The organism is Bacillus sp. HU-1818, from assembly GCF_022695965.1.
In the GTDB taxonomy this organism is placed as follows: domain Bacteria; phylum Bacillota; class Bacilli; order Bacillales; family Bacillaceae; genus Bacillus; species Bacillus atrophaeus.
In genome coordinates this window covers 598,445-624,552 of the sequence record NZ_JAAPBE010000003.1, presented here as the reverse complement: position 1 = coordinate 624,552, position 26,108 = coordinate 598,445, and the positions used below count along the sequence as shown (strand labels likewise).

Annotated in this window: 28 protein-coding genes, 1 pseudogene and 1 riboswitch; of the genes and pseudogenes, 7 read left to right on the top strand and 22 right to left on the bottom strand. The window is 39.6% G+C overall.

The window, feature by feature from the left end:
- Window positions 1–2 precede the first annotated feature (2 nt).
- The 5 genes from spmA to GXP75_RS13755 form a co-directional block, all read right to left on the bottom strand.
- Window positions 3–593 (bottom strand): spore maturation protein SpmA, encoded by a 591-nt coding sequence (spmA, locus tag GXP75_RS13775; RefSeq protein WP_004429683.1) that lies wholly within the window; start codon window positions 591–593, stop codon window positions 3–5.
- Complete coding sequence (locus GXP75_RS13770) at window positions 581–1,732, bottom strand: D-alanyl-D-alanine carboxypeptidase family protein (protein ID WP_242557030.1); 1,152 nt, start codon at window positions 1,730–1,732, stop codon at window positions 581–583. Before GXP75_RS13770 ends, spmA begins: the two co-directional genes overlap by 13 nt.
- Window positions 1,733–1,856: 124 nt before the next feature.
- Window positions 1,857–2,396, bottom strand: coding sequence for a YpuI family protein (locus GXP75_RS13765; protein WP_242557029.1), 540 nt, complete (start codon window positions 2,394–2,396; stop codon window positions 1,857–1,859).
- 49 nt (window positions 2,397–2,445) lie between these two features.
- Window positions 2,446–3,039: an SMC-Scp complex subunit ScpB gene (scpB, locus tag GXP75_RS13760; protein ID WP_061572939.1), complete on the bottom strand. Its 594-nt coding sequence runs from the start codon at window positions 3,037–3,039 to the stop codon at window positions 2,446–2,448.
- Complete coding sequence (locus GXP75_RS13755; protein WP_004429676.1) at window positions 3,029–3,784, bottom strand: segregation/condensation protein A; 756 nt, start codon at window positions 3,782–3,784, stop codon at window positions 3,029–3,031. The genes scpB and GXP75_RS13755 overlap by 11 nt, the downstream gene beginning before the upstream one ends.
- 207 nt (window positions 3,785–3,991) lie before the next feature.
- Here GXP75_RS13755 and GXP75_RS13750 point away from each other — a divergent pair, with 207 nt between their 5' ends.
- Window positions 3,992–4,087 carry a YjcZ family sporulation protein gene (locus GXP75_RS13750; RefSeq protein WP_072053263.1) on the top strand — a complete coding sequence of 32 codons (96 nt, stop codon included), beginning with the start codon at window positions 3,992–3,994 and terminating at the stop codon, window positions 4,085–4,087.
- A 91-nt stretch (window positions 4,088–4,178) separates the two neighbouring features.
- Window positions 4,179–4,703 carry a DUF309 domain-containing protein gene (locus GXP75_RS13745; protein WP_214918690.1) on the top strand — a complete coding sequence of 175 codons (525 nt, stop codon included), beginning with the start codon at window positions 4,179–4,181 and terminating at the stop codon, window positions 4,701–4,703.
- A gap of 15 nt (window positions 4,704–4,718) precedes the next feature.
- Here the strand turns inward: GXP75_RS13745 and ribT are convergent, their stop codons facing one another.
- The 13 genes from ribT to GXP75_RS13680 all read right to left on the bottom strand — a co-directional run bounded on the left by ribT (window position 4,719) and on the right by GXP75_RS13680 (window position 15,761).
- A complete protein-coding gene (gene ribT / locus GXP75_RS13740; RefSeq protein WP_004429673.1) occupies window positions 4,719–5,093 on the bottom strand; it encodes a GNAT family N-acetyltransferase RibT in 375 nt (124 codons plus the stop codon).
- Window positions 5,094–5,208: 115 nt separating this feature from the next.
- Window positions 5,209–5,673, bottom strand: a complete 465-nt coding sequence (ribH, locus tag GXP75_RS13735; protein ID WP_004429671.1) for a 6,7-dimethyl-8-ribityllumazine synthase — start codon at window positions 5,671–5,673, stop codon at window positions 5,209–5,211.
- 30 nt (window positions 5,674–5,703) lie between these two features.
- Window positions 5,704–6,900 carry a bifunctional 3,4-dihydroxy-2-butanone-4-phosphate synthase/GTP cyclohydrolase II gene (locus GXP75_RS13730; protein WP_106044222.1) on the bottom strand — a complete coding sequence of 399 codons (1,197 nt, stop codon included), beginning with the start codon at window positions 6,898–6,900 and terminating at the stop codon, window positions 5,704–5,706.
- Window positions 6,901–6,914: 14 nt separating this feature from the next.
- A complete protein-coding gene (gene ribE, locus GXP75_RS13725; protein WP_004429667.1) occupies window positions 6,915–7,562 on the bottom strand; it encodes a riboflavin synthase in 648 nt (215 codons plus the stop codon).
- Window positions 7,563–7,564: 2 nt separating this feature from the next.
- Window positions 7,565–8,665 (bottom strand): bifunctional diaminohydroxyphosphoribosylaminopyrimidine deaminase/5-amino-6-(5-phosphoribosylamino)uracil reductase RibD, encoded by a 1,101-nt coding sequence (ribD, locus tag GXP75_RS13720; RefSeq protein WP_214918686.1) that lies wholly within the window; start codon window positions 8,663–8,665, stop codon window positions 7,565–7,567.
- 134 nt (window positions 8,666–8,799) lie between these two features.
- Window positions 8,800–8,945, bottom strand: a riboswitch (FMN riboswitch).
- Between the two features lie 121 nt (window positions 8,946–9,066).
- Entirely contained in the window at window positions 9,067–9,411 is a 345-nt protein-coding gene (locus GXP75_RS13715; protein WP_004429661.1) for a hypothetical protein, read from the bottom strand.
- 242 nt (window positions 9,412–9,653) lie between these two features.
- Complete coding sequence (gene sipS / locus GXP75_RS13710) at window positions 9,654–10,208, bottom strand: signal peptidase I sipS (protein WP_004429660.1); 555 nt, start codon at window positions 10,206–10,208, stop codon at window positions 9,654–9,656.
- 113 nt (window positions 10,209–10,321) lie between these two features.
- Complete coding sequence (locus tag GXP75_RS13705) at window positions 10,322–10,528, bottom strand: zinc ribbon domain-containing protein (RefSeq protein ID WP_004429659.1); 207 nt, start codon at window positions 10,526–10,528, stop codon at window positions 10,322–10,324.
- 567 nt (window positions 10,529–11,095) lie between these two features.
- Window positions 11,096–11,296 (bottom strand): cold-shock protein, encoded by a 201-nt coding sequence (locus GXP75_RS13700; RefSeq protein ID WP_004429658.1) that lies wholly within the window; start codon window positions 11,294–11,296, stop codon window positions 11,096–11,098.
- 270 nt (window positions 11,297–11,566) lie between these two features.
- On the bottom strand, window positions 11,567–12,535 hold the full coding sequence (locus GXP75_RS13695) for a sugar phosphate isomerase/epimerase family protein (RefSeq protein ID WP_242557028.1): 969 nt from the start codon (window positions 12,533–12,535) through the stop codon (window positions 11,567–11,569).
- Window positions 12,532–13,560, bottom strand: a complete 1,029-nt coding sequence (locus GXP75_RS13690) for a Gfo/Idh/MocA family protein (RefSeq protein WP_242557027.1) — start codon at window positions 13,558–13,560, stop codon at window positions 12,532–12,534. Before GXP75_RS13690 ends, GXP75_RS13695 begins: the two co-directional genes overlap by 4 nt.
- A gap of 48 nt (window positions 13,561–13,608) precedes the next feature.
- Entirely contained in the window at window positions 13,609–14,637 is a 1,029-nt protein-coding gene (locus GXP75_RS13685) for a Gfo/Idh/MocA family protein (RefSeq protein ID WP_242557026.1), read from the bottom strand.
- Between the two features lie 134 nt (window positions 14,638–14,771).
- Window positions 14,772–15,761 (bottom strand): LacI family DNA-binding transcriptional regulator, encoded by a 990-nt coding sequence (locus tag GXP75_RS13680; protein WP_242557025.1) that lies wholly within the window; start codon window positions 15,759–15,761, stop codon window positions 14,772–14,774.
- 358 nt (window positions 15,762–16,119) lie between these two features.
- Here GXP75_RS13680 and GXP75_RS13675 point away from each other — a divergent pair, with 358 nt between their 5' ends.
- The 4 genes from GXP75_RS13675 (at window position 16,120) to GXP75_RS13660 (ending at window position 21,452) form a co-directional block, all read left to right on the top strand.
- Window positions 16,120–17,874 carry a glycoside hydrolase family 13 protein gene (locus GXP75_RS13675; protein WP_242557024.1) on the top strand — a complete coding sequence of 585 codons (1,755 nt, stop codon included), beginning with the start codon at window positions 16,120–16,122 and terminating at the stop codon, window positions 17,872–17,874.
- Between the two features lie 67 nt (window positions 17,875–17,941).
- Window positions 17,942–19,249, top strand: a complete 1,308-nt coding sequence (locus GXP75_RS13670; protein ID WP_242557023.1) for a sugar ABC transporter substrate-binding protein — start codon at window positions 17,942–17,944, stop codon at window positions 19,247–19,249.
- A 20-nt stretch (window positions 19,250–19,269) separates the two neighbouring features.
- Complete coding sequence (locus tag GXP75_RS13665; RefSeq protein WP_242557022.1) at window positions 19,270–20,613, top strand: carbohydrate ABC transporter permease; 1,344 nt, start codon at window positions 19,270–19,272, stop codon at window positions 20,611–20,613.
- Window positions 20,610–21,452: a sugar ABC transporter permease gene (locus tag GXP75_RS13660; protein ID WP_214918668.1), complete on the top strand. Its 843-nt coding sequence runs from the start codon at window positions 20,610–20,612 to the stop codon at window positions 21,450–21,452. The genes GXP75_RS13665 and GXP75_RS13660 overlap by 4 nt, the downstream gene beginning before the upstream one ends.
- A 174-nt stretch (window positions 21,453–21,626) precedes the next feature.
- Here GXP75_RS13660 and GXP75_RS13655 read toward each other — a convergent pair.
- Window positions 21,627–21,858 (bottom strand): annotated as a pseudogene (locus tag GXP75_RS13655) (peptidylprolyl isomerase); the annotation flags it as partial.
- A 298-nt stretch (window positions 21,859–22,156) separates the two neighbouring features.
- Between GXP75_RS13655 and GXP75_RS13650 the strand changes: the two are divergent.
- Window positions 22,157–22,597, top strand: a complete 441-nt coding sequence (locus GXP75_RS13650) for a YfmQ family protein (RefSeq protein WP_242557021.1) — start codon at window positions 22,157–22,159, stop codon at window positions 22,595–22,597.
- 380 nt (window positions 22,598–22,977) lie between these two features.
- Here the strand turns inward: GXP75_RS13650 and GXP75_RS13645 are convergent, their stop codons facing one another.
- The 3 genes from GXP75_RS13645 to GXP75_RS13635 form a co-directional block, all read right to left on the bottom strand.
- Entirely contained in the window at window positions 22,978–24,384 is a 1,407-nt protein-coding gene (locus GXP75_RS13645; RefSeq protein ID WP_242557020.1) for a right-handed parallel beta-helix repeat-containing protein, read from the bottom strand.
- A gap of 566 nt (window positions 24,385–24,950) precedes the next feature.
- A complete protein-coding gene (locus GXP75_RS13640) occupies window positions 24,951–25,448 on the bottom strand; it encodes a hypothetical protein (protein ID WP_214918660.1) in 498 nt (165 codons plus the stop codon).
- Window positions 25,449–25,662: 214 nt separating this feature from the next.
- Complete coding sequence (locus tag GXP75_RS13635; RefSeq protein WP_010789102.1) at window positions 25,663–26,094, bottom strand: peptidylprolyl isomerase; 432 nt, start codon at window positions 26,092–26,094, stop codon at window positions 25,663–25,665.
- Window positions 26,095–26,108 lie beyond the last annotated feature (14 nt).

The following is a 26,108-nucleotide window of genomic DNA, read 5'->3' as shown; positions in this document are numbered from 1 at the left end:
GCTCATCTCCCCTTCTTTTTCCGGCGATAATAAAAATAACGGTCGATCAGGATGGCGCCGATGCCTGAGATAAGAGTCGCCAAAATAGTGGGGCCGACAATATCAGTCGGCGACTTTGAAGAATAAGCCATTCGGACTGCAATCACTGTTGTCGGAATGAGCGTAATACTCGATGTATTAACGGCCAGAAACGTGATCATTGAGCGGCTTGCTTCAGAACGGTTGCCATTCAGCTTTTTCATTTGTTCCATCGCTTTAATCCCAAGCGGTGTCGCCGCATTGCCCAGACCGAAAAAGTTGGCCATAAGATTTGATAAGATGTAGCCCATTGCGGGATGATCCGGCGGAATATCTGGAAACAGCTTTGATATAAACGGCCTGCACATACGGCTGAAGATATCAAGCAGCCCCGACTGTTCAGCTATCTTCATCAAGCCGAGCCAGAAGACAAGGACGCTCATGAGCCCAAGTGAGATCGTAACGGCCTCTTTCGCCCCTTTAAAAACAGCTTCATTCACCTCTTGAAGGGTCCCGTTGCACATTGCGAACACAAGCCCGATCACAGTTAAGCCAACCCAAATTAAATTGACCATTCTGACCCGCCAGCCGCATTCGAGAAGATTGCTTTGAAGGTTTCAAAGAAGCGTTTTTTCGGTTTTTTATTCCGTTCATTTTCATAATAGATCGGCAATTTCGCAATGGTTTCGTCATTAATGGTGACCGTCATTTGTCCGACAACGTCAGGAATGGCAGAGCGATCCTTTTTCCATGCTTTTTTCGGCTTGAGCAGGGTTGTATTAATTTTCACTTCGTCTTTTTCATCTTCATCGAGTAAATAAGTAACATCCCGTTTTATAAAGGCACGGCTGCCATAAAAGGTTTCTTTGAGCTTTGGAATGTCTCCTTTTTTTGCGACAATGTAGGTTTTATAATGGTTAAATACATACTCAAACATATTCATATGATCATCCCAATCGTTAGGGTCATTAATGGTGACTGCAATTAAGTCTGTGCCGTCTTTTGATGCAGTCGAGACCAGCGTCCGTTTCGCAAGCTTCGTATAGCCTGTTTTACCGCCTGTGCTGTATTGGTAAAGTCCTGTCAGAAGCTTGTTTTTATTCTTCCATACGCTTTCCATCGTTTCCGCTTTATACACTTTAGTGCCTGAAATGGTTTGATAGTCTTTCAGCTTCATGGCGTATTTAGTTAAAATCGCCATGTCATAGGCTGTTGAGTAATGATTCTCATGGTCATCCAGTCCGTGAGGGTTTTGAAAACGTGTATTTTCCATGCCGATCTGCTCAGCTTTTTGGTTCATCATATACACAAATCCGTCTAGGCTTCCTCCGACATGTTCGGCAATAGCCGCAGCCGCATCATTGCCTGAACGCAGCATCAGCCCATATACAAGATCTTTTAGCTTTACCTTTTGTCCTTCTTTTAAATAGATCGCTGAACCTTCCGTTCTGACCGCGTTTGCCGACACTGTCACAGTCTCTTCCATTTTTCCTGATTCTATGGCGAGAACGGCCGTCATGATCTTTGTTATGCTCGCAATTCGCCGTTTTTCGTGCTCGTCTTTAGCAAATAACACTCTGCCTGACGCACCGTCAATGACAATAGCGCTTTTTGCGCTGACATTTATTGCTGCATATGCTTTATGCTCTTTAATAAAGGTGAGTAGAAAAGCAGTGACCAGAATGATTACGGCAGCTTTTTTCAGAAAGCGCATGTTTGCTCACGTCCTTGTTGTGGTTTGTACAAGTTTATGCGCATGTCCACCAGTTATGAATACCAATTGTTTGTCAGGCCCTTTTCAGCAATAAAAAAACTCCCCCTTTAAGGGAGAGTTCATCTTATCTGATTTTCGCCATGTTTGATCCTGACGTTTCATAGTGCGCCAATTCTTCCCGCATATGCAGGAAGTCGGGGCTGAGAGCCGTCAATAGTTCATGCAGAGAGGCAGGCACAGCCTGATAAAATTGGATCGCGCTATTGCCGGTGTAAGCTGCCCGGCTATTTTCAAACCATGTATCTTTTTTCGGCATAAAAAATTCTTCAATACACTGATGATACACTTTGTACAGCGTGTTTTCCGCTCTTTTATCCTGAAATGGCTCATGCTGAAGAAGCAGGCGGCATGCTTCAGCGCCTCCTTCACAAAATACTGACATCCTTCTCAGCGTACTGAGCACATCTCGGCAATACTCCTCCTCAAGAGGCAAATCGGCCTGCATAGATGATAAAGTGGTTTGATTTAAATAATTGTTGACGGTTGTGACAACCTTTGATAAGAATTCGCCGGTTTCCTTAGTCTGGGTTTTCACCATCGAATTTCCCATTCCGTTCGTTACCTTCCCCTCATATCTTTGTGCATCTTGTTCTGCTTCTTTCATCACTGGCCTTTTCTTTACTATCGTATGATGAAAAAGCAAAAATAATCTTCTATTTTATATCCTCGAATGTTTGGTTAAAGTTTTCAAAAAACAAATCAGCTTCTTCTTGGAACACGTCTTCTTCCGCATTTTCTGGCAGCGGAGGAAGTTCGTCCAGCGTTTTCAAGCCGAACTGTTCCAAAAAAGTCGCCGTTGTGCCGTACAAAATCGCACGCCCGGGACCATCGGCCCGTCCGACTTCACATAAAAGCGCCTTTGAGACTAGGCTGTGCAGAATCCGTTCTGATTTCACACCTCTGATATCTTCAATCTCCGCTCTTGTAATCGGCTGTTTATACGATACAATCGCCAATACTTCCAGAGAAGCTTGAGAAAGGCCTTTTGACGGTACCTCGATAAGTTTTTTTAAATACGCCGCAAACTCTTTCTTAGTAGAAAGCATATACGTATCCGCAAATTCAATTAATTCGATTCCTCTATCGTCCTTACGATATTCGCCGGCCACGTCCGCCATAATATCTTGCAGCTCTGCTTCCTCTATATCAAGCACAGTCAACAGCTGCTTTTTAGTCAGTCCTTCATCACCCGCCGCATACAGCAGGGCTTCTACTATTGCTTTCCATTTCACGATGTCAAGCTCCATGAATGGATTCACTCCCCGTAATGTAAATATCTGAAAAATTTTGCTCCTGTTCAATCAGGATCAGCTGATTTTTCATCAGCTCGAGAACTGCTAAAAAAGTAACGACTAAGTGTTCTTTTTGTTCATACGGAAAAAGCGCCATAAAATTGATTCTCGTTCCGGTTGTTTTCAAGCTTTTCATTATTTCGTTCATTCTGTCTTCTATCGGTATTTCTTGTCTTGTAATGGTCGTTTCCGTCGGCCTTGCTATTTTTTTTCGGTTTAACACTTTTTGAAAAGCGCCGAGCATATCATAAACGGTAACTGACAGCTTTTGTTCTGTTTGTTTCACTTCTTTTGCATATTCGCTCAAGTCACTCGGCGGTTTTGTAAAGGATTTTTGTCTCTCTTCTTCCCGTTCCTTTAAATCTTTCGCCGCATCTTTGTATTTTCTATACTCAATTAGCTTTTCAATCAGTTCCTCACGCGGATCTTCTTCTTCAAGTAATTCATCTTCAAACAGCTCTTCCTCTTGTTTCGGAAGCAGCATCCTGCTTTTGATGCTGAGCAGTGTTGCGGCCATGACTAAATATTCGCTGGCAATATCAAGCTCAAGCTCGCGCATCGTATGTACATATAATAAATATTGTTCAGTGATTTTTGCCACAGGTATATCATATATGTCAATTTCAAGACGGTTTATTAAATGAAGCAGCAGGTCCAAAGGCCCTTCAAACGAATCAATTTTCACTTGATATTCTAACATCATCTCACCATTTTCAGTATCACTTTCATTGCCGGAAAAACTGGCTACCCTTTAGTATAAGCCACCCAAAAGCTCTCGTCCAATACTATTTATTATGTGATTTCCAAACAATTTGTACAGAAAATACTGAAAGATAAGATAATCGCCTATACACAAGAAGGCGAATACACATAAGATACCCATGTATAAAGAAGAAAGGGAGGCTGAATGTCCATGGGAGAAAAAGGATTCAGCGGCAGCTTTGCATTAATTGTCGTCTTGTTCATTTTGCTGATTATCGTAGGAGCTGCCTGGATTTGCTAGAACACAGGACTATGAGCGTTCGAGTGAGGACGCTCCTTTTTCCTTTTATTTTTCCTATGGTACACTGAGGAGAGAGAAAGGGGGAAGCGCCTTGTATCCAAAAGCATATATTGATTTCCTCATTGAATTTCACGCTACACGCGATTATTTTGAGTGCCATGAAATATTAGAAGAATACTGGAAAGAAGACCCTCCGGAAGAACGGAAGCAATATTGGGTAGGGTTTATTCAGCTTGCCGTTGCCTTGTATCATCAGCGGAGGGCTAATATGCGCGGGGCAAAGCGCCTACTTGCAAACAGCATCCGCATTTTCCAGGCAGAAAAGCAGGCGGTGGAAGCTCTTGGGCTTGACTATCCACGCTTAATGGAGCTCATGCAGTCATTGTATGAACGGATCAACACGGGAGCTTCATACGAGAGCATCATGTTGCCGATGAAGGACAAGCACTTGGCAGAAGCTTGCCGCAAGCAGTGTCAGCGCAAGTCTTACACATGGGGTCAGCCCAGCGTACTTACCGATACCTATCTTGTAAATAAACACCGCTTGCGTGACCGGACAGATGTCATTCTAGAACGAGAACAAGAAATCGAACGCAGAAAAAAAAGCAGAGGCTAACACTGTAGCCTCTGCTTAATTATTATATGTGATGTCTTGATCTTTTTGATGTTGACAGCGTTCAAAAAAGCTCTGCGTTAATTCATTCGGAACCAGTACTTGTGTTTTAAACAAATGCTTTAAAGCATCCATCATTTGTTTTCCGATTCCTTGATGGCGATGAGAAGGATTTACACTGATATGCCGGATTTCGACTTCAGAATCTTTTTTTTCGACTCCGATTGCTCCGACAATGTCCTCATCCTCTTTCCAGAGAAAGAGCTGGCGGTCAGTATCCGTTTCGTAGGCCTTAATTGTCTGCTGAAGCTGCTTAAGATCTTTTTCATTCGGCATGAATGAAAGAAGCCCCATCGCAATCTTTTCAAACGATTTCTTATAACGAATTAACATAAAAACCCCTCTATATCCAAAATATCCAGTCTTGTCTGTCAAACGGATGAATAAAGGTGATCCGCTTTCTCACATTATATCATTTTCGCCATGTTTTTAAACTCTTTTCAACAAATTATTCAAATGAGCGGTTTAAATTTGCCATTTCTATGGCAGATACGGCGCAATCAGAACCTTTATTCCCTGCTTTTGTCCCGGCGCGTTCAATCGCCTGCTCGATGGTCTCCGTAGTGACAATTCCAAAAATGACCGGCACTCCTGTTGTATTTCCTGCTTGCGCGATGCCTTTGGCGGCTTCGTTGCAAACATAATCATAATGAGTCGTAGCGCCCCGGATAACGGTTCCGAGTGTGATAATCGCATCATATTTTTTTGTTTCCGCCATTTTTTTTGCTGCAAACGGAATTTCAAATGCACCCGGCACCCAAGCCACATCGATATCATTTGTATCTACTCCGTGTCTCAGTAAAGTGTCCTCCGCACCGCTTAACAGCTTGCTTGTGATAAAATCATTAAATCTTCCTACGACGATTCCGATTTTAAGACCTGTGCCAACTAAATTTCCTTGTATAATATTCATATGATTCCCATCCTTTTTTGTGAGTTTGTTTTAGAAATGAAGTAAATGTCCTAGTTTATCCATTTTTGTTTCCAAATATTTTTTATTATGTTCTTTTGCATCCATTTGCAATGGCACTCTTTCAGCAATGCGCAAGCCATAGCCTTCAAGCCCGGCAATTTTCCGAGGGTTATTTGTCAGCAATTTCATTTCACGGACACCCAGATCGCGTAATATTTGCGCACCGATACCATAGTTGCGCAAGTCAGGCAAGAAGCCGAGCGCTTCGTTGGCTTCGACTGTATCATAGCCCTCTTCCTGAAGCTTGTACGCTTTTAATTTATTGATTAAGCCGATTCCCCGTCCTTCTTGGCGCAGGTATAGCAGAACGCCGCGTCCCGCTTCAGAAATCTGCGCAAGCGCTGCATGAAGCTGCGGACCGCAATCACACCGGTGTGACGCAAACACGTCGCCTGTGAGACATTCAGAATGCACCCTGACCAGCACAGGCTCTTCATCAAACGGCTCTTCTCCCATAACGAGCGCCACGTGCTCTTTGCCGTCTATTTCGTTTGTATACCCGTATACTTTAAATGTGCCGAAATCTGTTGGCAGACTGATTTGCACTTCCCGCTCTACAAGTGTTGTTAAGTTGTAGCGGTACTCGATCAACGCCTTGATTGTAATCATTTTCAGCTGATGCTGCTTGGCAATTTCAATCAGTTCGGGCACTCTCGCCATTGTTCCGTCTTCATTCATAATTTCGCAAATGACGCCTGCTCCTTGTGAACCGCAGGCTTTTGCTAAATCAACCGCTGCTTCTGTGTGACCCGCTCTTTTGAGCACGCCGCCCTTTTTCGCGATTAAGGGAAAAATGTGGCCAGGGCGCTGAAAGTCAGTCGGAACCGCTTGGCTGTCAAGGAGCGCTTTAACAGTAAGGGATCTTTCCTGCGCGCTGATTCCCGTTTTTGTAAGACGGTGGTCAATGCTTACCGTAAAGGCTGTATGGTGTGAATCTGTATTATGGTCAACCATCGGGTGAAGATCAAGTTTATTGGCGATGTCTTCTTCCAATGGCGTGCAGATCAGCCCTCTCCCGTGGGTTGCCATGAAATTAATCACTTCCGGTGTGGCATGCTCGGCGAGCGCCACAAAATCACCTTCGTTTTCTCTGTCTTCATCATCTACTACAATAATGACTTCGCCCTTTTTTAAAGCGTCTAATGCTTCTTCTATCGGATGAAACATGTTAATCTTCCTCTCTAAAAACCATTCTCGCTTAAGAACGCTTTTGTAATGGATTGGTCATTCTTTTTTTGATCAGCTTTGTGTAAAAAGCGGTACATATATTTTCCGATCATATCGCATTCGATATTCACCGTGCTGCCAATCGCCTTTGTTGAAAAAATCGTCTCGCTGATGGTATGCGGGATAATCGACACTGTCACTTGGTCTTCCGTCAATCCAAAAATTGTTAAACTGACGCCGTCAACAGTAATGGAGCCTTTTAATACAAGGGTCTTCGTTAAAGAAGGGTCCATCTTCAGATCATAATATACAGCGTTGCTTTTTTCTTCGATTCGCGTGATTTCCGCCGTTCCGTCCACATGTCCGGAAACAAAATGTCCGCCGAAACGCCCGTTTGCCGCCATCGCTCTTTCCAGATTGACTTTGCTTCCTTTAGATAAACCGTTTAAGGAGGTAGATTTTACCGTTTCCGGCATCACATCGACCGTAAATTGAGTTTTTGTAAACGCAGTGACGGTGAGACAAATGCCGTTAACCGCAATGCTGTCGCCGAGTTTTACGTCATCTAGTATGTGTGAACACTTAATCGTCAAGGCCATAGAAAGGCCTGCCTTTTTCATGGACTCAATTGTGCCTGTTTCTTCAATTATTCCTGTAAACATTGTCACCATCCTAACTCATGTATAGGTTTTGGTTTTGCTGCCAGTTTTATATCTTGGCCAATATGGGTAATTGCAGTGAATTGTAATAAGGGGACATCTTTCATCGATTGAAAGCCTTCACCGGAGATCAAGCTGGGAGCATGCGTTCCTCCGATTAGTTTAGGGGCAATATAGAAGATGATTTCTTGGTAGCAGCCTTCCTTGACAAAGCTTCCGTGAACAGCGGCCCCGCCTTCAACATAAACCGACATAATACCTTCTTCTGCGAGAATCTTCAGCACATCGGGAATATGGATACGTCCGGTTTCCAGTGTGAATATTTTCACTCCGAAATCAGAAAGGCGTTTTTTCTTTTCCGCGTCCGCTTGCGACGTTGTAAAAATCCATGTCGGTGCCGCTTGATCTTGGATTACATTTGCTTCTTCAGGAATGGTAAGGCTCGTATCAAGAATGACTCTGACGGGCTGTTTTACTGTGTTCGGAAGCCTGCAGGTTAAGCTTGGATTATCTGCTTTCACTGTACCGACTCCGACAAGAATGCTTTGATGTGTTTTCCGGTATTGCTGGGCATCCTGTCTGGCCGCCTCTGAGGTAATCCATTTGCTGTCGCCTGTACTTGTGGCTGTCTTTCCGTCAAGGCTTGCAGCTGCTTTTAACGTAACGTACGGAAGCCCGGTACGCATGTAGTGAAGAAATTTTCCGTTCAGCTTTTCTGCCTGATCTGCCAGAATGCCTTCTTTCACTTCAATGCCCGCAGCCTTTATCATGCTGATTCCCTTTCCCGCCACCAGTGGATTTGGATCTCTCATCGCAACAAAGACTCTTTTAATGCCTGATGTTATAATCAGCTCGGCGCAAGGAGGCGTTTTTCCGTAATGGCTGCATGGTTCCAGAGTGACATAGATGTCAGCATCTTTTACGTGTTTTCCCGCCATTTTTATGGCATGGACTTCCGCATGCGCTTCACCGTACTTTAAATGAGCGCCCATCCCGACAATTTCGCCGTTTTTTACAACGACGGCGCCAACAAGCGGATTAGAACCGGTTTGGCCTTCGCCTTGCTTTGCAAGCTCTAACGCCGTATTCATGTAATACTCTTCCATTCATTTTCCCTCCTTTCTCTTTTGTGAATTTGGCCGTCAAAAAGCCCCGAATTTTTAATATAAATTCGGGGCTGTCCATTTTTTAACCATACGAAATAACACTATGCGTTTTTCATTCTTTTGCATAGCTGTCTTTCATCCTTCTCCCATCCAGACTTTCACTGTCGGCTTCAGCTTATAACTGAATCCACCGTATGCATATGCACACGGGTCACGGGCTCTAAAGCGCATTGGCTTTACTACCGCCGGTCGGGATTTCCACCCTGCCCCGAAGGATACAATCGATATTTTTTTGTCCTTAGTGGCTATTATAACGATCCTTCCGAGAGTACGCAATGAAATAAACTTACAATTTGAGAAAATAAAGAAACACCTTTCGTAAAAAAAAGGTGTTTTCTTCGTTAATCATTCACTTTTGCAACCTTGATTAAACCGTCAATCCGTTTTGATTTACTGAAATATGCTTTGACCTTGTCCCCTTTTTTAATATCCGATAAGTCTTGGTCCAGTTTTTTTCCGTTGAATATAATTTTTGTACCATTATCCGCTTCACCATAATATTCCGTTCCGTCAATTTTTATAATTTTATATTCATGGATCGTATATTCTTCTTCTTCAGAGGAAAGGGTTTGTCCGATCGCCGTAGGCACATCCTTCAATTCAATGTCATTTATGTACATATAACCGCCTGCAAGTAAGATCAGCAGCACTAATAGAATGGTAATCTTTGTTTTTATTCTCCCCATCTTCACAACCTCCAGCACATATGAATCTATTCATTCTTATGAGTTATTCCTCTTTTTCATGAATAAAAAACCGCTATTTCTCGTAAATTATTAATATAACGATACATAACGGGAATATGTTTCACGTTTCTGCAAAATTTTCTTTTCAATAGATATACGAATTTATGTTCTGTTTTACGGGTGTAGGTTTCAGAAAAGGAAAGAAAAAATCAGCTTTCATATTTTGAAAGCTGATTTTCATTCTACTTCGTTTGACGGATTTCATTGAAAGGAAAGAAGACAAATTGTGATGTTCCGGCAATTTGTTTTTTCGTAAAGAGACCGAGTCCGTTTCGGCTGTCCATGGAGTTTAAGCGATTATCTCCCATTACGAAATACTTATCATCAGGCACTTTGACCGGACCAAAATCAGCGGTTAAATTTGCCGCCCCTTCTTGTTTTGCTTCCTTTTTATTGGCGGCAAGATAAGGCTCGGCTGCTTTTTTCCCATTGATGTAAAGCTGGTCGTCTTTCATCTCTACTGTGTCCCCCGGCAGCCCGATCAGCCGCTTGACGTAGTGGACATGATCTCCATTAAGAACGATGATATCACCGCGCTTAAATTCGCCGATGTATTTGACCGTCATATTGACAAAAACCCTTTCACGGTCATGCAGTGTCGGATCCATTGATTCCCCGTCAACTACATACGGAGCAAATAAAAAATTTCGAATAAGAAGTGCTAATACAACAGCAATAATGATGGCTTTTGCCCATTCTAATACTGAATTTTTTCTAGATTTTTTTTCTGTTTTCAACTGCTTTCCTCCAATAAACTCGCGGTGTCATCCCGTTTTATTTTAACATGAGCCGCAAAAGAATTCATGCCCAGACTTTCCTATTAGAAAGACATGGAATGTAGGCAGCATGCTTATCCGCCGAAAAACAAATCAAGAATATTTCCGGCTTTTGAAGACGCTTTATTGTACAGTTCTGAATATCCGCAGTTTTTGCAGTAAACGACCAGAAAGCGATTATTCTGTACATCGAATAATTTTGAGAACCCGGTCCCTGTTGTTGCTATTTCTTTTTGTCCAGCCTCGGTGCTTCCGCATTTTAAACAACCTTTTTTGTCCATCTTGTAAAACTCCTTTTCTTTATTCTATAACAATTTTTCTTTATACATAAGGGAATTTTTACTATTTCCCAGAAAATTCATAACACTGCCGCATCGCTATAGATAACAAAGCGCAGTTGCATTGTTTCTGCAAAGTCTTTTGCGAACACAAGTATTCACCTTACTGTTCATCTAGGGATTACTTGAGCTTTGGATTTACCTCTACTTAAATGTTATATCAATTTACGCCGATAACGCAAAAAAATGATGTCGAGATACCCTTCTAAAGCGTGTATGGCTTCTCTGCGTTAACAATTCCCGATCGGCTCACCGTTATTTTCCTCTATCCTTCTGACGCGAATAAGAATCGGTCTAAAATGAAACGCCATTGTAACAGAATTCTTCAGTCCACATATTTTTCAATTAATTTTTTGCATTCATCCAAAAGTATGTTATGATGAATGCAACCATTTTAGTTTGTCTTCTAGCCCCCTTGCTCAGAAATTGTGAGCAAGGGTTTTTTTATGCCTTTATTTGCGCAAATAAAAAAGCAGGCTCTATTGAGCCTGCTTTTTATATGAACACGGATTATGCTTTTTGGACGTTTGAAGCTTGTGGTCCACGTTGACCTTGTTCAACATCAAATGAAACAGATTCGCCTTCTTCTAAAGACTTGAATCCTTCTCCTTGAATAGCTGAGAAATGAACGAATACGTCGTCTCCAGCTTCGCGTTCGATAAATCCAAATCCTTTTTCTGCGTTAAACCATTTTACTTTACCTTGTTCCATTTTTGTTGCCTCCCAGTGTGCAAAGCACACATTATAATACTATCCCTGCTCTTTATACCCAGAAGTTAAGTTATTATACTCTGTCTGTCATTAGATACCGAACAAAAATAATTCACCTTTATAATACCATTAAAGAAAATAAAAAGCAAGCGCGTATCTTTAACTTTCATCTAACTTTTTTTGTTATGGATTATCTAATGCCCAAAAGGGGTTTACATCCTTTTCATAATTGATGGAACAAAATAACAAACATTAAATGATTTTTGTAATTTATGCCCACCACATTTGAGAGGGTGCCTCCTCTATCAATATGGTTTTTAAATTCTTAACGGCACGTTTAAACCCTTCATCAATTGACATAATCGGATCCTCATGCTCAATACTTATTACATAATCATAGCCATAAGTACGTAAAGTACTCATCATATCCGACCACTCCTTAAGATCGTGCCCACACCCAACTGAACGAAATGTCCAAGCACGCGTCTGCACGTTCCTGTAAGGCTGCATATCTGTAAGTCCGTACATGTTTATATTTTCTTGATCTAAATACGTGTCTTTTGCATGAAAATGATGAATTGCATTTTCTTTGGCTAAAATTTTTATAGCGGCGACAGGATCAATTCCTTGCCACCATAAGTGACTTGGATCCAAATTTGCCCCAATTGCATCGCAGGTTTGTTCACGAAGCTTTAACAGCGTGTAAGGTGTATGCACCAAAAAGCCTCCGTGTAGTTCTAAGCCGATTTTCACATTATGCTTTTGAGCGTACATCCCCAGCTCTCTCCAATAAGGAATGAGCTTTTTTTCCCATTGCCATTTTAAGACGTCCCCATATTCATTCGGCCATGAAGTAACCGGCCAGTTTGGGTATTTAGCATCTTCATGATCACCCGCTGTTCCTGAAAAACAATTGACAACTGGAACACCAAGCAAAGATGCCAGTTTTATGGTTTTGCGTAATGTCTCATTGGATTCTTTTGCAAAGCTGTCTACCGGTGAAATAGGATTCCCATGACAGCTAAATGCACTGATTGTTATTCCTCGCTCAGTTACCTTTTTCTTATAACTTTCACGTGCCTCCGCACTATTTAATAACTCATCTAATGGACAATGATGATTGTTTGGATAGCAGCCTGTTCCAATTTCAACTGCATGTAAACCAGCTTCTTGAACTTTATCTAACATCTCTTCAAATGTATAATCTGCAAATAATACTGTGAATACCCCTAATTTCATATTATTTCCCCCTTTATTCTAGCGCTTTCATTATTTTTATAAATGTCATCAATAATAGAAGATACCTGAAGAGCTTCTTCTGGTTTAACGACAAGTTCGTCAGTTCCTTTACAAGCATCAATAAAATTTCTTGCTTGTGCTCGGCTGAAGTCATTATCCCCAACCATCCAGGCTGCATTGCTATTCAGTAAAACACCGTTTTTAGTTGTGTAAAATTCAAAAGGGAAAAGTTTCATTCCACCATCAACTCCAGAAATGCTAACTTCTTCTTCATCTTCTTTTATATTCGCGGCCCAAGAAGTCTCAAGCAAAAGCGAGGAACCATTGTTAAATTTAATGTATGCCGTTACATGATCATCTACATTAAATGTTTGGTGATCAAAAGTTCCCCATTCATTTAATTGGTTTGGTGTTTTACTTAGTTCATTATAAGTGGTTCCCACTACTTGAATGTGTTGCGGATTGCCCATTAACCATAGAGCCAGATCTAGCAAATGACATCCATAATCAATTAAACTGCCTCCGCCTTGAAGGGCTTTATTGGTAAATCCCCCCCAACTAGGCACTTTTCGGCGCCGTAAAGCTTTTACACGGACAACAAGAGGACATCCTACTTCTACTATCATTCGTTTCGCTGCTTGTGCTTCTTTCATAAAACGATAATGATAAGCGATTGCCAGTATTTTATTTGCTTGTTTAGAAGCAGCTAACATTGCTTCACATTCCTTTTTAGAAAGTGCCATCGGTTTTTCGCATAAGACGTGAACACCAGCTTGTAATGCTTCGATTGTATATTCAGCATGAAACTTATTTGGCGTACAAATACACACTGCGTCTATCTCTTTAAACATATCTTTATAGTCTAAAAACACGTGACTAATGTTATGCTCGTTCGCGACTTCAGTCGCACGTTTACTATTGATATCACTTATTGCCCAAATGACACACTCGTCACCAAATTGCATAAATGCAGGAATATGACGTGCTACAGCAATACCTCCCGCGCCAATAATACCAATTTTCAAACAACTCACCTCAATTTTTAATTGGCTTCTGAGCAACCAGAAGATAACTTATAGTAATGAAACGATTTGTTTTGTTTTATTTGATTCTAATGCTGCTAAAATAACAGATAGTGATTTTAACGCTTCTTCTCCTGAAACAGCAGGTTTTTTGTCCTCCACAATGGCATTGATAAATTGATTAATGGTCTGTGAATTAAATTGGCCGTCATCATCGTTCGATTGAATCTTGCCAAGCTCATAATTTGTCACTTCTCCTGTTGCGTATTGTACAATTAAGGAATACGTTGAATGATCTTCTAAGCGAAGAATCCCCTTTTCTCCATAGATAATTGTGGAGTTATCTTCCTTACCTTTATAACTCCAGCTAGCTGCAAGTGTACCTATGATACCGCTTTCAGTTTTCAGCACACAAACTGCGTTGTCATCAACACTCGCAAAATCCTTTGCACTTGTTTCTACAAATGCACCTACTTCAATAATTTCCTCGCCAAGAATGTAGCGAATGACATCCGTTTTATGTACGCCTAAGTCTCCCAATGCTCCAATAAACGCTTTATCTTTCTTAAAGAACCAACTCTCCTTTCCGTCTGCACTCCACCCTTCTGGTCCGCTATGACCAAATGTCGAGCGGAAGCTATATATTTTTCCGATTTCTCCGCTTTTGATCAGTTGACGTGCTTTTTGATGGGATGATACAAACCGCTGATTGTGACCGATCATTAACTTTTTACCGGTTTCCTTTGAAGCTTCTATCATGGCTTCTGCTTCTTCTTTGGACGTGGCCATTGGTTTTTCACATAATACATGCAAACCGCTCTTTAATGCAGCAATAGAAATGGGGGCGTGTAAATAGTTAGGGGTACAGACGCTTACTGCATCTATGGCTCCGCTTGATAATAATTCTTTATAGTTCACATATGCTTTTGCCCCAAATTGCTCGGCAACTTTATTCGCCCGTTGTTGGTTGCTATCGCAAACTGCTATAATCTCTGCTTGTTTATTCATATGATATTCTGGCAAATGACGATATTGGGCGATACTTCCGCAACCAATCACGCCTACTTTTATTTTTTCCATCTTTATTTTCCCCCTTGTCTTCACTCAAACTTCCATCATATTTGTCATCAAAAATTAAGAACGCAAACGTTTGCGTAAAAGTTAAGAAGTGAAAGTCATCACTCCTCAGCTTCCACCCTGTTTTATACCATTTTTTACTGACTAAATGAACGAACTGTCTCACGCTCAACGATATGATGAGGATACAAATTTTCTATTTTTGCCGAAGAACTCAGCAAAAGATCAATTGATGCTCTCCCCATGTCGTATAATGGTTGAGCTAACGTCGTTAAGGGCGGAACAGTCTTTTCAGCCATTGCAGTATTATCATAACCAACCACTGATATCTCACATGGAATTTTTATACCCTTTTTGTGCAAAAGCGACAATGCGCCCGCAGCCATTTCATCACTTGCACAGAAAACAGCTGTAATTGCCGGTTCATTTTTTAACAATTGAGACATTGCTTCAATCCCGCTTTTAAAATCAAAATATCCGTAAGCAATCATTTGATCGGTTACAGTTATTCCAGCGTCCCTTAAAGCTTCTTTAAAACCTTCTACACGCGGAACTGTCGAGATGACATCCCCTTTTGTTCCGGCAATCATTCCAACCTTGGAATGACCTTTTTGTACTAAATAGGAGGCAGCATCATAAGCCGCTTGATAATCATTTACCTTTATAAACGGGAGCGGAAAATCTGATTGTGTTGCGACTAAAGCAACTGGCACATCCATTTTTTCAATCTTTTTGTAGCACTCTGATGTAATTCCTTGACTTACAATAACAATTCCATCAACACGTTTTTCAGAAAGGGTTTGCAGATAGTTTATCGTACGTACCCCATCAAAATTTGTTTTGCAAACCATCACACTGTAATCTAAATCATGCGCTGAATCCTCAATTCCTGCTAATACTTCACTTGCAAATAAATCTGATACTTTAGGAACCAGCACGCCAAATGTTTTTGTTTTACGATTAATCAAACCTCTTGCTACTGCGTTAGGCTGATAACCAATCTCTTTAATCACTTTTTCAACTCGTTTTTTTGTTTCTTCAGAATAACCCGGTAAGTTATTCATAATGCGAGAAACAGTTGAAACAGACACTTCTGCTCGCTTTGCTACATCTTTGATTGTAACCAATATCTTTTACCAACTTTCTGCGCAAACGTTTTCTAAAAAAACATTAGCACAAGTTTAAAGCGCTTTCAATGTATTTTGAAAAAATTCAAAATTTTTGTTTTCACTTGATCTTTTACACTTATATTCTGTTATAAAGACTTTAATACAATTTTGCGAGTTAAAATTTTCAGAAAATTAATTAAATAATATGTTGACTTTGCAATTTATCGAGATATAAAATGCAATTATGAATGTAAGCGCTTTATAAAATAGCGTGTCTTATAATATCTTATATCATTTACGCAAACGTTTGCTCTCGAGGAAAACGTTTGCGTAAAGGAATACTTAATATTCATATCAAAAGAAGGCGGGGATAGATTTGTTTAAAGAAGCAATTTTCCACAGACCTAAAAACAATTTTGCCTATATTTATGAAAAAGATCTGATTCATATCAGATTTCGGGCGCAAAAAGGTGATATAAAATCCGCTGAAGTTATATATGGAGATCCATACGAATGGAATGAAGAAGGCTGGATGTATTTGACTGCACTAATGAAATTAGAAGGTTCTGACGATTTATTTGACTATTGGTTTACTGAATTAACCCCTCCCTATCGCAGGTTGCGTTATGGTTTTAAGGTAGATGATGGTCAACAAACTCTTATTTATGGTGAAAATGGATTTTCAAATGAAGTTCCTATAGATACGGCATTTTACTTTTGTTTTCCTTTCTTAAACGACATTGATATGTTCAAAGCACCAAGTTGGGTAAAAAATACAGTCTGGTATCAAATTTTCCCTGAACGCTTTGCCAATGGCGATTCAACAAATGATCCGCCATCCACATTACCGTGGGGAAGTGAATCTCCAAAAGTAAATAGCTTCTTTGGCGGAGACTTTCAAGGTATTATTGACCATTTTGATTATCTTGTTGACCTTGGCATTAACGGAATTTATTTCACGCCTATTTTTAAAGCAGAATCAAATCATAAATATGACACAATTGACTATTTTGAAATAGACCCTCAGTTCGGAGACAAGGAAACATTCAAAAGATTAGTAGATACTTGTCATGAAAAAGGCATCCGGGTCATGTTAGACGCCGTGTTTAATCATAGCGGTTATTATTTTGATGCGTTTCAAGATGTATTAAAAAATCAAGAAAGATCAGTTTATAAAGATTGGTTTCATTTAAGAGAATTTCCTGTCACCCCCCTGCCGAAACCTAATTATGATACGTTTGCATTTTCTCCATTCATGCCTAAATTAAACACTGAAAATCCCGAGGTGAAAGATTATTTATTAAGAGTGGGAGCTTACTGGATTGAAGAATTTAATATTGACGGCTGGCGGCTTGACGTAGCAAACGAAGTGGATCATCAGTTTTGGAGAGAGTTTAGACAAATGGTTAAAAGAATTAAACCAGAAGCCTATATTTTGGGGGAAATTTGGCATGATGCAATGCCATGGCTTCAAGGCGATCAATTTGATGCAGTAATGAACTATCAATTTAGAGAAGCTGCGTTAAACTTCATAGCCAAAAATGAAACCAATGCTGAAGAATTTGCCCAACTGCTGACAAAAGTAATGACCTCTTATCCAAAAAATACAAATAAAGTAGCTTTTAATTTGTTAGGAAGCCATGATACTCCTAGAATTGCGACGATTAGCCAAAAAAACCGGGATAAAGTAAAACTTCTTTTCTTGCTTCAATTGACGTATACAGGAACTCCTTGTATTTATTACGGAGATGAAATTGCCATGACAGGAGAAAATGATCCAGATTGCCGTAAATGTATGCTATGGGATAAAGGTAAACAAGATCAGGAACTGCTTGGTTTTGTGAAAAAAGCCATTAGTCTTCGGAAAAAAAATTCTCTTCTTGCCAATGAAGGTACATTTCAATTTTTAGCAGCAAACTCGACTTCCAATTATGTTATGTATGTGAGAGAAAATGCGAAACAAGCAGTCATCACAATTATCAATAATTCTCATTTAAAGCTTCACCTGCACATTCCATATGAACTTAATGGAAAACAAGCAACTAATTTATGGACAGACGAGTCAGTTTTAACGAATAGAGTAGAAATAAAACCCTACGGCTTTTGTTTGATACAAGTGAATAAGCAGTAAGCAAACGTTTTCGCATGTGATGAAGATGTATTCAATTATTTTATTAAAAGCTAAGGTGGGAAAATGTATGAGAAAAACAGCTTGGGTTGTACTTGTTATCACGTTGCTTGTGATTTTGGCAGCTTGTAACAAACCCCCCGGAACAAAGCAGGGAACTGAAACAACTGCTAATGCAGAAGCTATTACAAACCATAACGAAATTAAACCGGAAAAAGGCGCCTCCCTTCTCCTATGGGATAATAAAGACGAAGAAGGTGAATGGGCAACTTATGTAGCAAAAGAATTCACAAAAAAATACGGTGTCCCTGTTAAGTATGAACATGTCAATCATACTGACGCTCCTGAAAAATTAAAAGTGGATGGACCCGCTGGGCTTGCAGCCGACGTGTTCAATGCACCCCATGATCATACAGGCAGCTTGGCAAAATCCGGTTTACTGTTTGAAAATATGGTGGCCGAAGATTATAAAAAAGATTTTATGAAAACAGCAATTGATGCTACATCTGTCATTGAGAGGGGGAAAAGAGTGCTATACGGATTCCCTATTGCCATTGAAACATATGCCCTCTACTACAACAAAGATTTAGTTGATAAGCCGGCAAAAACGTGGGAAGAGCTGTTTGCACAAGTAAAAGAGTTTAATAAAGGAGCGACTAAAGCTAACCCCAAATATGGATTTATGATGGACCCAGGCAATTTCTATTATACTCATGCCTTTTTAGCTGGATATGGAGGGTATGTGTTTGGAGATAAAAATACAAATCCCAACCAGCTTGGATTAAATAACAATGGCGCAGTGAAGTCAGGTGAATTTGTACGCCGGATTCATAAAGAGCTGTTACCGTTGAAAATAGAAGACATTTCTCAAGATATAATTAGTACTTTCTTTAATGAAGGAAAACTAATGTATCATGTATCAGGACCCTGGGATGTTAAAAATCATTTGGATGCAGGAATTAACCTGGGTGTTTCTCCTTTGCCTAAACTGGATAACGGAAAATCACCGAAAAGTTTTGCCGGTATCAAATCTTACTTCGTAAACCCTTACTCTAAATATCCAAAAGCAGCCACTCTGCTCGCACAATATGCAACAAGCGAAAAAATGCTGGAAAAGCGCTATGAATTGACAGGGCAAATTCCACCTCATAATGGATTAGTGAAAACTGATGTATTTACAAAAGACGCGATTTCAATGGCCTTTTTAGAACAAGTCCAAAAAGCTGTTCCAATGCCAAACATTCCAGAAATGGAACCAGTTTGGGAACCGATGGGCACTGCATATTCAACGATTTGGAATAACGATCAGGACCCTCAAAAAGCGTTTGAAAAAGCTGTCAAGCAAATTAGAGAAACCATTAAAATACACAAACAATAACAAACGGAAGGTGGGAAAAGATGAAAATTCAATCAGATATTCAAAGAAAAATAAAGTTTAATTCGTCTTCGCATACAAAAGTTGGCGTAATGCTATCACTATTATTCATGGGACTGGGTCAGCTTTATCATAAACAAATTGTCAAAGGAATTCTTTTTATTACATTAGAAATTTATTTGATTGTATTTTGGACATTACCTTTCAGATGGGCTATGTGGGGACTTACAACATTAGGAGATACGCCGTTAACGCGAAAAGGGTTTGACGTGGTCCAAGGAGATCATTCCATTTTTTTAATGATTGAAGGGATTATCTTTTTGATACTCTTCCTCCTTTTTGTTTGGTTATACTATTTAAATATACTTGATGCTTATAAAGTAGGAAAGCTTAGGGATCAAGGAATTGATGCAAACAAATTTAAACAAACGGCTCTCAATGTGTGGGAAAAAGGATTTCCTTATCTCCTATTAACGCCCTCTATTCTATTCACAGCATTTTTAACCATTTTACCGCTATTATTCGGTGCTTTGATTGCGTTCACAAACTATTCTGGGCCTAACCATCTGCCACCCAAAAGTTTAGTGAACTGGGTGGGGATTCAAACATTCGCCGATTTATTTCAATTATCAATGTGGAGTCATACGTTTTACGGGGTATTCAGCTGGACGGTTATTTGGGCAATTTTATCAACCGTTACCACTTTCTTTTTAGGATTATTTTTTGCGATATTAATTAATCGAAAAGGAATTCGTTTCAAAAGATTTTGGAGAGGCATATTTATCTTGCCTTGGGCCATACCGGCATTTGTCACCATATTAATTATGCGCAACCTTTTTAATGGTGAATTTGGCCCTTTAAATCAATATTTACAAGCAATCGGCCTCCATGCAATCCCCTGGTTATCAGACCCGGTGTGGGCCAAAATAACATTAGTAACCGTTAATATGTGGATTGGATTCCCTTTTTGGATGGTCTTAATGAGCGGCGTTATGACATCCATTGATAAAGAAATATATGAAGCAGCGGATGTAGACGGAGCGACACCCCTTCAGCGGTTCTGGAAGATTACGATGCCGCTTATCATGTTTTCAACAGCCCCCCTTTTCATTATGAGTTTTGCTAGCAACTTCAATAATTTTAATATTATTTATTTGTTAACTCAAGGAAAACCAGTGAACGATACTTATAGTTATGCAGGTTCAACCGATATTTTAATCAGCTGGATTTATAAAATGACACTTGAACAAAATCAATTCGCAATGGCTTCAGTTGTATCAATTTTAATTTTTATTGTTGTTGCCACATTGTCAGTTTGGAACTTTAGAAAAACCAAAGCCTTTAAAGAAGAGGATTTGATGTCATGATACTTAGTAAAAAGTTCCGCGGAAACCTTATGATAACGCTTATTTATTTGATTCTTGCCATTACCGCCATACTCATCTTGTATCCAGTTTATTGGATTATAATCGGTTCTCTTAATCCAGGTGATTCACTTTTTTCAACAAAATTACTTCCTGATTCTCTAACACTTGATCATTTTAAGTATTTATTCAAAGAAACAGATTACTTAATTTGGTACAAAAACACGTTTAAGATTGCGTTTTTCAACATGATTATTTCCACATTCTTAATTGTGACAGCTGCCTATGCTTTTTCTAGATTTCGTTTTCCAGGAAGAAAACAAGGTTTAATGGCCATGCTCGTTCTGCAAATGTTCCCTAGTTTTATGGGGATGATTGCAATATACATTTTACTTTTGCAAATAGGTTTATTAGACAATCACTGGGGGTTAATTTTAGTCTATGCAGGAGGATCAATTCCTTTTGGAACTTGGTTAGTGAAAGGTTACTTTGATGGTCTGCCTAGAAGTTTAGAAGAAGCAGCTAAAATTGACGGTGCCAGTAATATCACTATCTTCTTTAACATCATGCTGCCCCTATCGCGCCCCATTTTAGTATTTATTGCGGTAAATAACTTTATTGGACCTTGGATGGACTTTATCTTTGCAAGACTTGTTTTACGTTCAAGTGAAAACAAAACGCTTGCTATTGGTCTGTTTGAATTCGTAACCGGTCGGGGAAATACAGAATTTACAACATTTGCTGCAGGCGCTGTCCTTATTGCTATCCCCATTACTGTTTTATTTATTACCTTTCAAAAAAGTATTGTGGAGGGGTTAAAAGCAGGAGCAAACAAAGGATAAATAAAAACTGATTGCAGAGAGGCCTATCGGATTTAATAATAAATGAAGAAGCCCAAAATGAGGGCTTTTTTTAAAGGACATCATTACACGTAGTGAAAATTCAGGCCCACAACACACAGTTAGTTTGTTAGAAATAAAAAGGTTCATCCTGTATAGGATAACATCCATGATTTATTAACTTTGTACAGTACTTCCTTCATTCACATCACCATTAGATTTATCTTTTGCAAATTTTAAACCTTTTGTCACTTTGCCAAAAACAGTGTGAATATCGTTTAGATGCGGCTGAAGTTGTAAAGGCTTTAAACCTGTGTCTTGTCCTGCTTAAGCCATTGATAATGCGGCGCTTCATGTGTATGCGGATTCCTTCTGTTTCACATGTAATTGTGTATCCTGGACCGCCTGTTCGGCGGAAAAAGGGTCACTCTTGACATTATTACTACTACACCTTGATTTCACCACAATATAGTGATTCAATTTGCGGCTTCATTTTACCGGTTTTTCATTTAAATCAAGAAGGCGCCGCTTATATCGACAAAGCTCGCCGTTATAGAGACCAACATGACAATAAAGTTGCAAACCTTGAAGTAAAGCAACTTCTCAATTATCAAGTTTCACATAATGTACAAAACCAAAAGCTCGTCCTAATGATAGTATAAAATTAGAAACGAATATTACTTTAAAATGTATCGGAGTGGATAAACATGTCATGGGCGATTGTGCTGTTAATTCTCATGAGTCTTGTTAAAATATTATTGACGTCGCTTCCAACAGGTGTTGTGGAATGGCTTCTCAACAAATTTGCAGTGCATTCAAAACTTAGTGACGCAAATGCCACCTTATCTATCAATGGCAAACGCTTGGAAGGTGAAGAGAAAAGTCAAATTATTGATTTTTTTAACGAGGCTATATTTATGGAAAAATATTATATATATCCAGGTGACGAACAGCGTTTTTTACATCCAGAAAACAACGGGACTCCATTGGTCATTGATACCAAAAAAGGTAAAAACGATGTTAAGTTATTTGTGTACAGTTACAACGATCACGTTGATGTAGTCAAACAGTACAAGAAGAAAGTAATCGCGTATTGTCTGCATTCTGATAACCTTCAAAAACATTCTATGTCAGCAACCGGTTTTTAGTTTAAACGGATCATAAGAGAAAAGTCTTTTTTATAATTCCGTTTTAGACTTCAAAAAAGCATGCCGGCAAATCCACTAATGGACTTTGGCGGCATGCTTTCATTCTTTATTCATTTTCTTTAATCAAAAACCTGTTATTTCCGATTACCAGATAAAGCTTTTCTTTGGTTTTCATGCTAAGATGCCGTTTCCCATTTCTGAAGAAAAGTAACTGATCAGGTCACTCATTCCCCAACCATTAACTCAACTCCATCCTCGATTTCTTCCAGCATTTGTTCTATTGCTTCTCATGTAACTAATACGTAATCATCTTGAATACTGGCACATCTTTTCTATTTTGCCATAGCCCCACCTTTTTCTGGCTGACAAATGTAATTAGCTTACTCGATGATGGAACGTGCTGGTGAATCCGGCTTCAGCGTAAAATCATAAGAAGCTTCGTCACTATACATCGGATCGGCATAAATAGAATTCAGATCGTTTTTCGTTGCTTTTTGATACGTTGAAAACGAGTCATATTCATGCTTTTTCCAAATCCATATGCCGTCTTTATCAGCTTCCTTGTGGTAGACGTTGTAATTCACCACATTACCTTCGTTAGTCGTAAAATCGTTTGCGATAAATACCCTCGAATCACTTGCAGTCACAATGTTCTTTTCGATTTTGTTATCTTTTGTATCATGCTGTAAGAGCAGCTGTCCGCCATAAAGCCCTTTTGTGTCATTGCGGTAAACAACGTTGTGCGCGATCACAGAATTAATGGTGCCGCCCCGCTGTTTATCGTATCCTCCGATTGAAATACCAGTGTAAGCATTATCGTACACCTTGTTTTCGGTTATTTGAATATCCTCAGCATATTTTCCTTTGTGTTCAGAGGTTGCTTCAATACCGATATCGTTGTTGTAAACCGTGTTTTTCTTGATCTCAATACGTTGTCCTCCATCGACGTATATTCCGCCTGCGGAGTAATCATCTCCGTAAGCAGGATTTCCGTAAGTCGAGTTATGATAAACTGTATTGTTTTCAACGACGCCGTTTCGCACATAATCGTTTTGATCCGCTGTTCCTTCATATCCAATCAGATCGATGCCAATATTGTTATTGTCACGGACCACATTGCCCGCAATCGTGAAGCCGTCAATGTTTCCGTTTAGCACAACCGCTTCACTCGCTCCGAGCGTCAGCTTTTCAACCGTATTATCCGTGATCTTAATATCTTTCATGCTGCCCGTTCCATAGACCGCAATTCCGTGAGCATTACCTTCATCCGCTGTCGTCTTTATGTTTCGAACATGGTTATTCTGAATGGTGATATGGCTGCTGGAGCCAGTAACAAAAATCCCCATAGCGGTTGCTTCCTCCGATGAAACAGAGAGGTTCTCAAACCTCAAACCGCTGATGGTGATGTAATTCTTATTGTTAATCTGAATTAATGGCATTTCATATTCTTCATCTGCGGCGGATTCTCCGCTGATAACGACCTGTTCATTTTGATAGTTTCGGAACGTGATGGGCTTTCCATTGATACCGCTATGCTTCACTTCGAGTGTTTCTTTATACGTACCTTTCCGAATCAATACGGTTGTTCCGGCCACAGCCTTTTCAGCCGCGTGCTTCAGTGTGCGAAACGGCTTTGTTTTCGTTCCTTCATTTTGATCATTTCCATCAGGAGAAACGTATAAGCTGTTTAATGGTTCTTGTTCATTGGCCCCCGTCTTATCATAAGCTAAGGCGGTGATCACAGAAGTTAAAACAACTACAGAAAAAATAAAAAATATCACTCTCATATTGGATTCTCATTTCTATTTAGGATGAATTGCTTCATTCATTATACATTATCCATTTATGGAAAAACATAGTTTGAAAGACTATATTCATAATCTCAACTTCTTGCTCAAAGCACTGATCGCATGATTATAGAAGATGATCCATATAGTAACTATACTTTGATAAAAAAATCCCCAGCTTCTATCAGCCTACCCATTTATAAGTCCAAATGATTATTTTGTTTTGTATTTCGCCAGGAGTTTAATAAAACTTACTAATGTATAGAGAATCGAAAATGGAATCATACCGGCAAAAACATAAAGCAACGCTACTCCATGCCATCTGTTTATGTTCATTGCAGCCGCGAAGAGCGCCATTGATTTTAGAGTTGTGACGAATACTGCAATTTCATTTTTTAGCTTTTAAAATCTTTTAGATACCAAAAACGATTAAATTTGCACCAACCCGATAGCTGCCAATTTCGTCTCCCTTATAAATCAAACGTCTTTATATGTAATATGAGATCTTAATATTCTTCTGCTTTAAAATATGGAAAAGGACTGTCGATTTGACAGCCCGCTTTCAATTAATTAACACCATTTTCAGTGAATCTGAAGGTTTCTTTTAAATCTCTGCCTTCTTGCCCCTTCTGAGTCCATATAATATCCACTTCTAATTCTGTTGCTTCCTCCGCTAGCATAAAGTTGAGATATTGAACAGGATTTCCGTTATTCAAGCTCCTGGCAAGAGATTGTGTATCCTTAATTTGTTTTTTACACTTGCCATCAGGACAGCCAAAAAGTGAGAGCCTTGTAGTTGAATCTGGTTCATTTCTATACATTTGGATTTCAGCAGTTGCTGCATCGTTACCAACGTTTTTGATTTCTATTGAATAAGTACTATATTTCCCTTTTTCAGGCCATGATACATTCTTATCTGATTTAGCTTTACTAACCTCAACTGACCATTGCTTTGTGACTTGTTTGATTGGTAAGACGTTAAAAGTTAAAGCTTTCGTATCTAATGCGGGTATCATGATGCCCACGACAAGTATCATACACGAAGCAAACCGCATTTTTTTCATCTCAATTACCTCCCTTCTATGTTTATCAAAAGTATTTTGTCCCTAAATGAAATTTACTTTGCATTTATTTATTTTTTTACATTAGAGGCCATAAATAAAAAAAGGACTCCCAAAGGAATCCTGATTAATTAGATCACATGCTGAAAATTCAGTACACGATACAGTTAGTTCATATAAAAAAGCTTACCCCGTATAGGATAAGCTTCATGATTTATTAACCTTGTACACGTACTTCCTTCATTACATCGCCATTAGACATGCCTTTAGCAAATTCTAAACCGCTTGTCACTTTGCCAAAAACAGTGTGTACGCCGTTTAGATGCGGTTGCGGCTCATGGACGATGAAGAATTGGCTTCCGCCTGTGTCTTTTCCTGCGTGAGCCATAGATAGTGCGCCCGCTTCATGTGTGTGCGGATTTCCTTCTGTTTCACATTTGATTGTGTATCCTGGGCCGCCTGCTCCTGTTCCTGTTGGGTCACCGCCCTGGCTTACGAAACCTGGAATGACTCGGTGAAAAGTCACACCGTCATAAAATCCTTCGTTTGCAAGCTTCTCAAAGTTTGCAACAGTTCCCGGCGCTTCTTCCGGATATAGTTCAAATTCGATTTTATTGCCGTCTTCTAGTAAAAAGTAACCTGTTTTCAATTGTATGCCCACTT

Coding starts and splice junctions, on each gene's coding strand:
- GXP75_RS13640 (WP_214918660.1), bottom strand. CDS start 25,448: ATGAAAAAAATGCGGTTTGCTTCGTGTATGATACTTGTCGTGGGCATC.
- ribE (WP_004429667.1), bottom strand. CDS start 7,562: ATGTTTACAGGAATAATTGAAGAAACAGGCACAATTGAGTCCATGAAA.
- GXP75_RS13700 (WP_004429658.1), bottom strand. CDS start 11,296: ATGGAACAAGGTAAAGTAAAATGGTTTAACGCAGAAAAAGGATTTGGA.
- GXP75_RS13650 (WP_242557021.1), top strand. CDS start 22,157: ATGTCATGGGCGATTGTGCTGTTAATTCTCATGAGTCTTGTTAAAATA.
- GXP75_RS13765 (WP_242557029.1), bottom strand. CDS start 2,396: ATGAAAGAAGCAGAACAAGATGCACAAAGATATGAGGGGAAGGTAACG.
- GXP75_RS13645 (WP_242557020.1), bottom strand. CDS start 24,384: ATGAGAGTGATATTTTTTATTTTTTCTGTAGTTGTTTTAACTTCTGTG.
- GXP75_RS13665 (WP_242557022.1), top strand. CDS start 19,270: ATGAAAATTCAATCAGATATTCAAAGAAAAATAAAGTTTAATTCGTCT.
- ribT (WP_004429673.1), bottom strand. CDS start 5,093: ATGTTAATTCGTTATAAGAAATCGTTTGAAAAGATTGCGATGGGGCTT.
- ribH (WP_004429671.1), bottom strand. CDS start 5,673: ATGAATATTATACAAGGAAATTTAGTTGGCACAGGTCTTAAAATCGGA.
- GXP75_RS13695 (WP_242557028.1), bottom strand. CDS start 12,535: ATGAAATTAGGGGTATTCACAGTATTATTTGCAGATTATACATTTGAA.
- ribD (WP_214918686.1), bottom strand. CDS start 8,665: ATGGAAGAGTATTACATGAATACGGCGTTAGAGCTTGCAAAGCAAGGC.
- spmA (WP_004429683.1), bottom strand. CDS start 593: ATGGTCAATTTAATTTGGGTTGGCTTAACTGTGATCGGGCTTGTGTTC.
- scpB (WP_061572939.1), bottom strand. CDS start 3,039: ATGGAGCTTGACATCGTGAAATGGAAAGCAATAGTAGAAGCCCTGCTG.
- GXP75_RS13705 (WP_004429659.1), bottom strand. CDS start 10,528: ATGGACAAAAAAGGTTGTTTAAAATGCGGAAGCACCGAGGCTGGACAA.
- GXP75_RS13670 (WP_242557023.1), top strand. CDS start 17,942: ATGAGAAAAACAGCTTGGGTTGTACTTGTTATCACGTTGCTTGTGATT.
- GXP75_RS13685 (WP_242557026.1), bottom strand. CDS start 14,637: ATGGAAAAAATAAAAGTAGGCGTGATTGGTTGCGGAAGTATCGCCCAA.
- GXP75_RS13770 (WP_242557030.1), bottom strand. CDS start 1,732: ATGCGCTTTCTGAAAAAAGCTGCCGTAATCATTCTGGTCACTGCTTTT.
- GXP75_RS13755 (WP_004429676.1), bottom strand. CDS start 3,784: ATGTTAGAATATCAAGTGAAAATTGATTCGTTTGAAGGGCCTTTGGAC.
- GXP75_RS13715 (WP_004429661.1), bottom strand. CDS start 9,411: ATGGGGAGAATAAAAACAAAGATTACCATTCTATTAGTGCTGCTGATC.
- GXP75_RS13750 (WP_072053263.1), top strand. CDS start 3,992: ATGTCCATGGGAGAAAAAGGATTCAGCGGCAGCTTTGCATTAATTGTC.
- GXP75_RS13660 (WP_214918668.1), top strand. CDS start 20,610: ATGATACTTAGTAAAAAGTTCCGCGGAAACCTTATGATAACGCTTATT.
- GXP75_RS13730 (WP_106044222.1), bottom strand. CDS start 6,900: ATGTTTCATCCGATAGAAGAAGCATTAGACGCTTTAAAAAAGGGCGAA.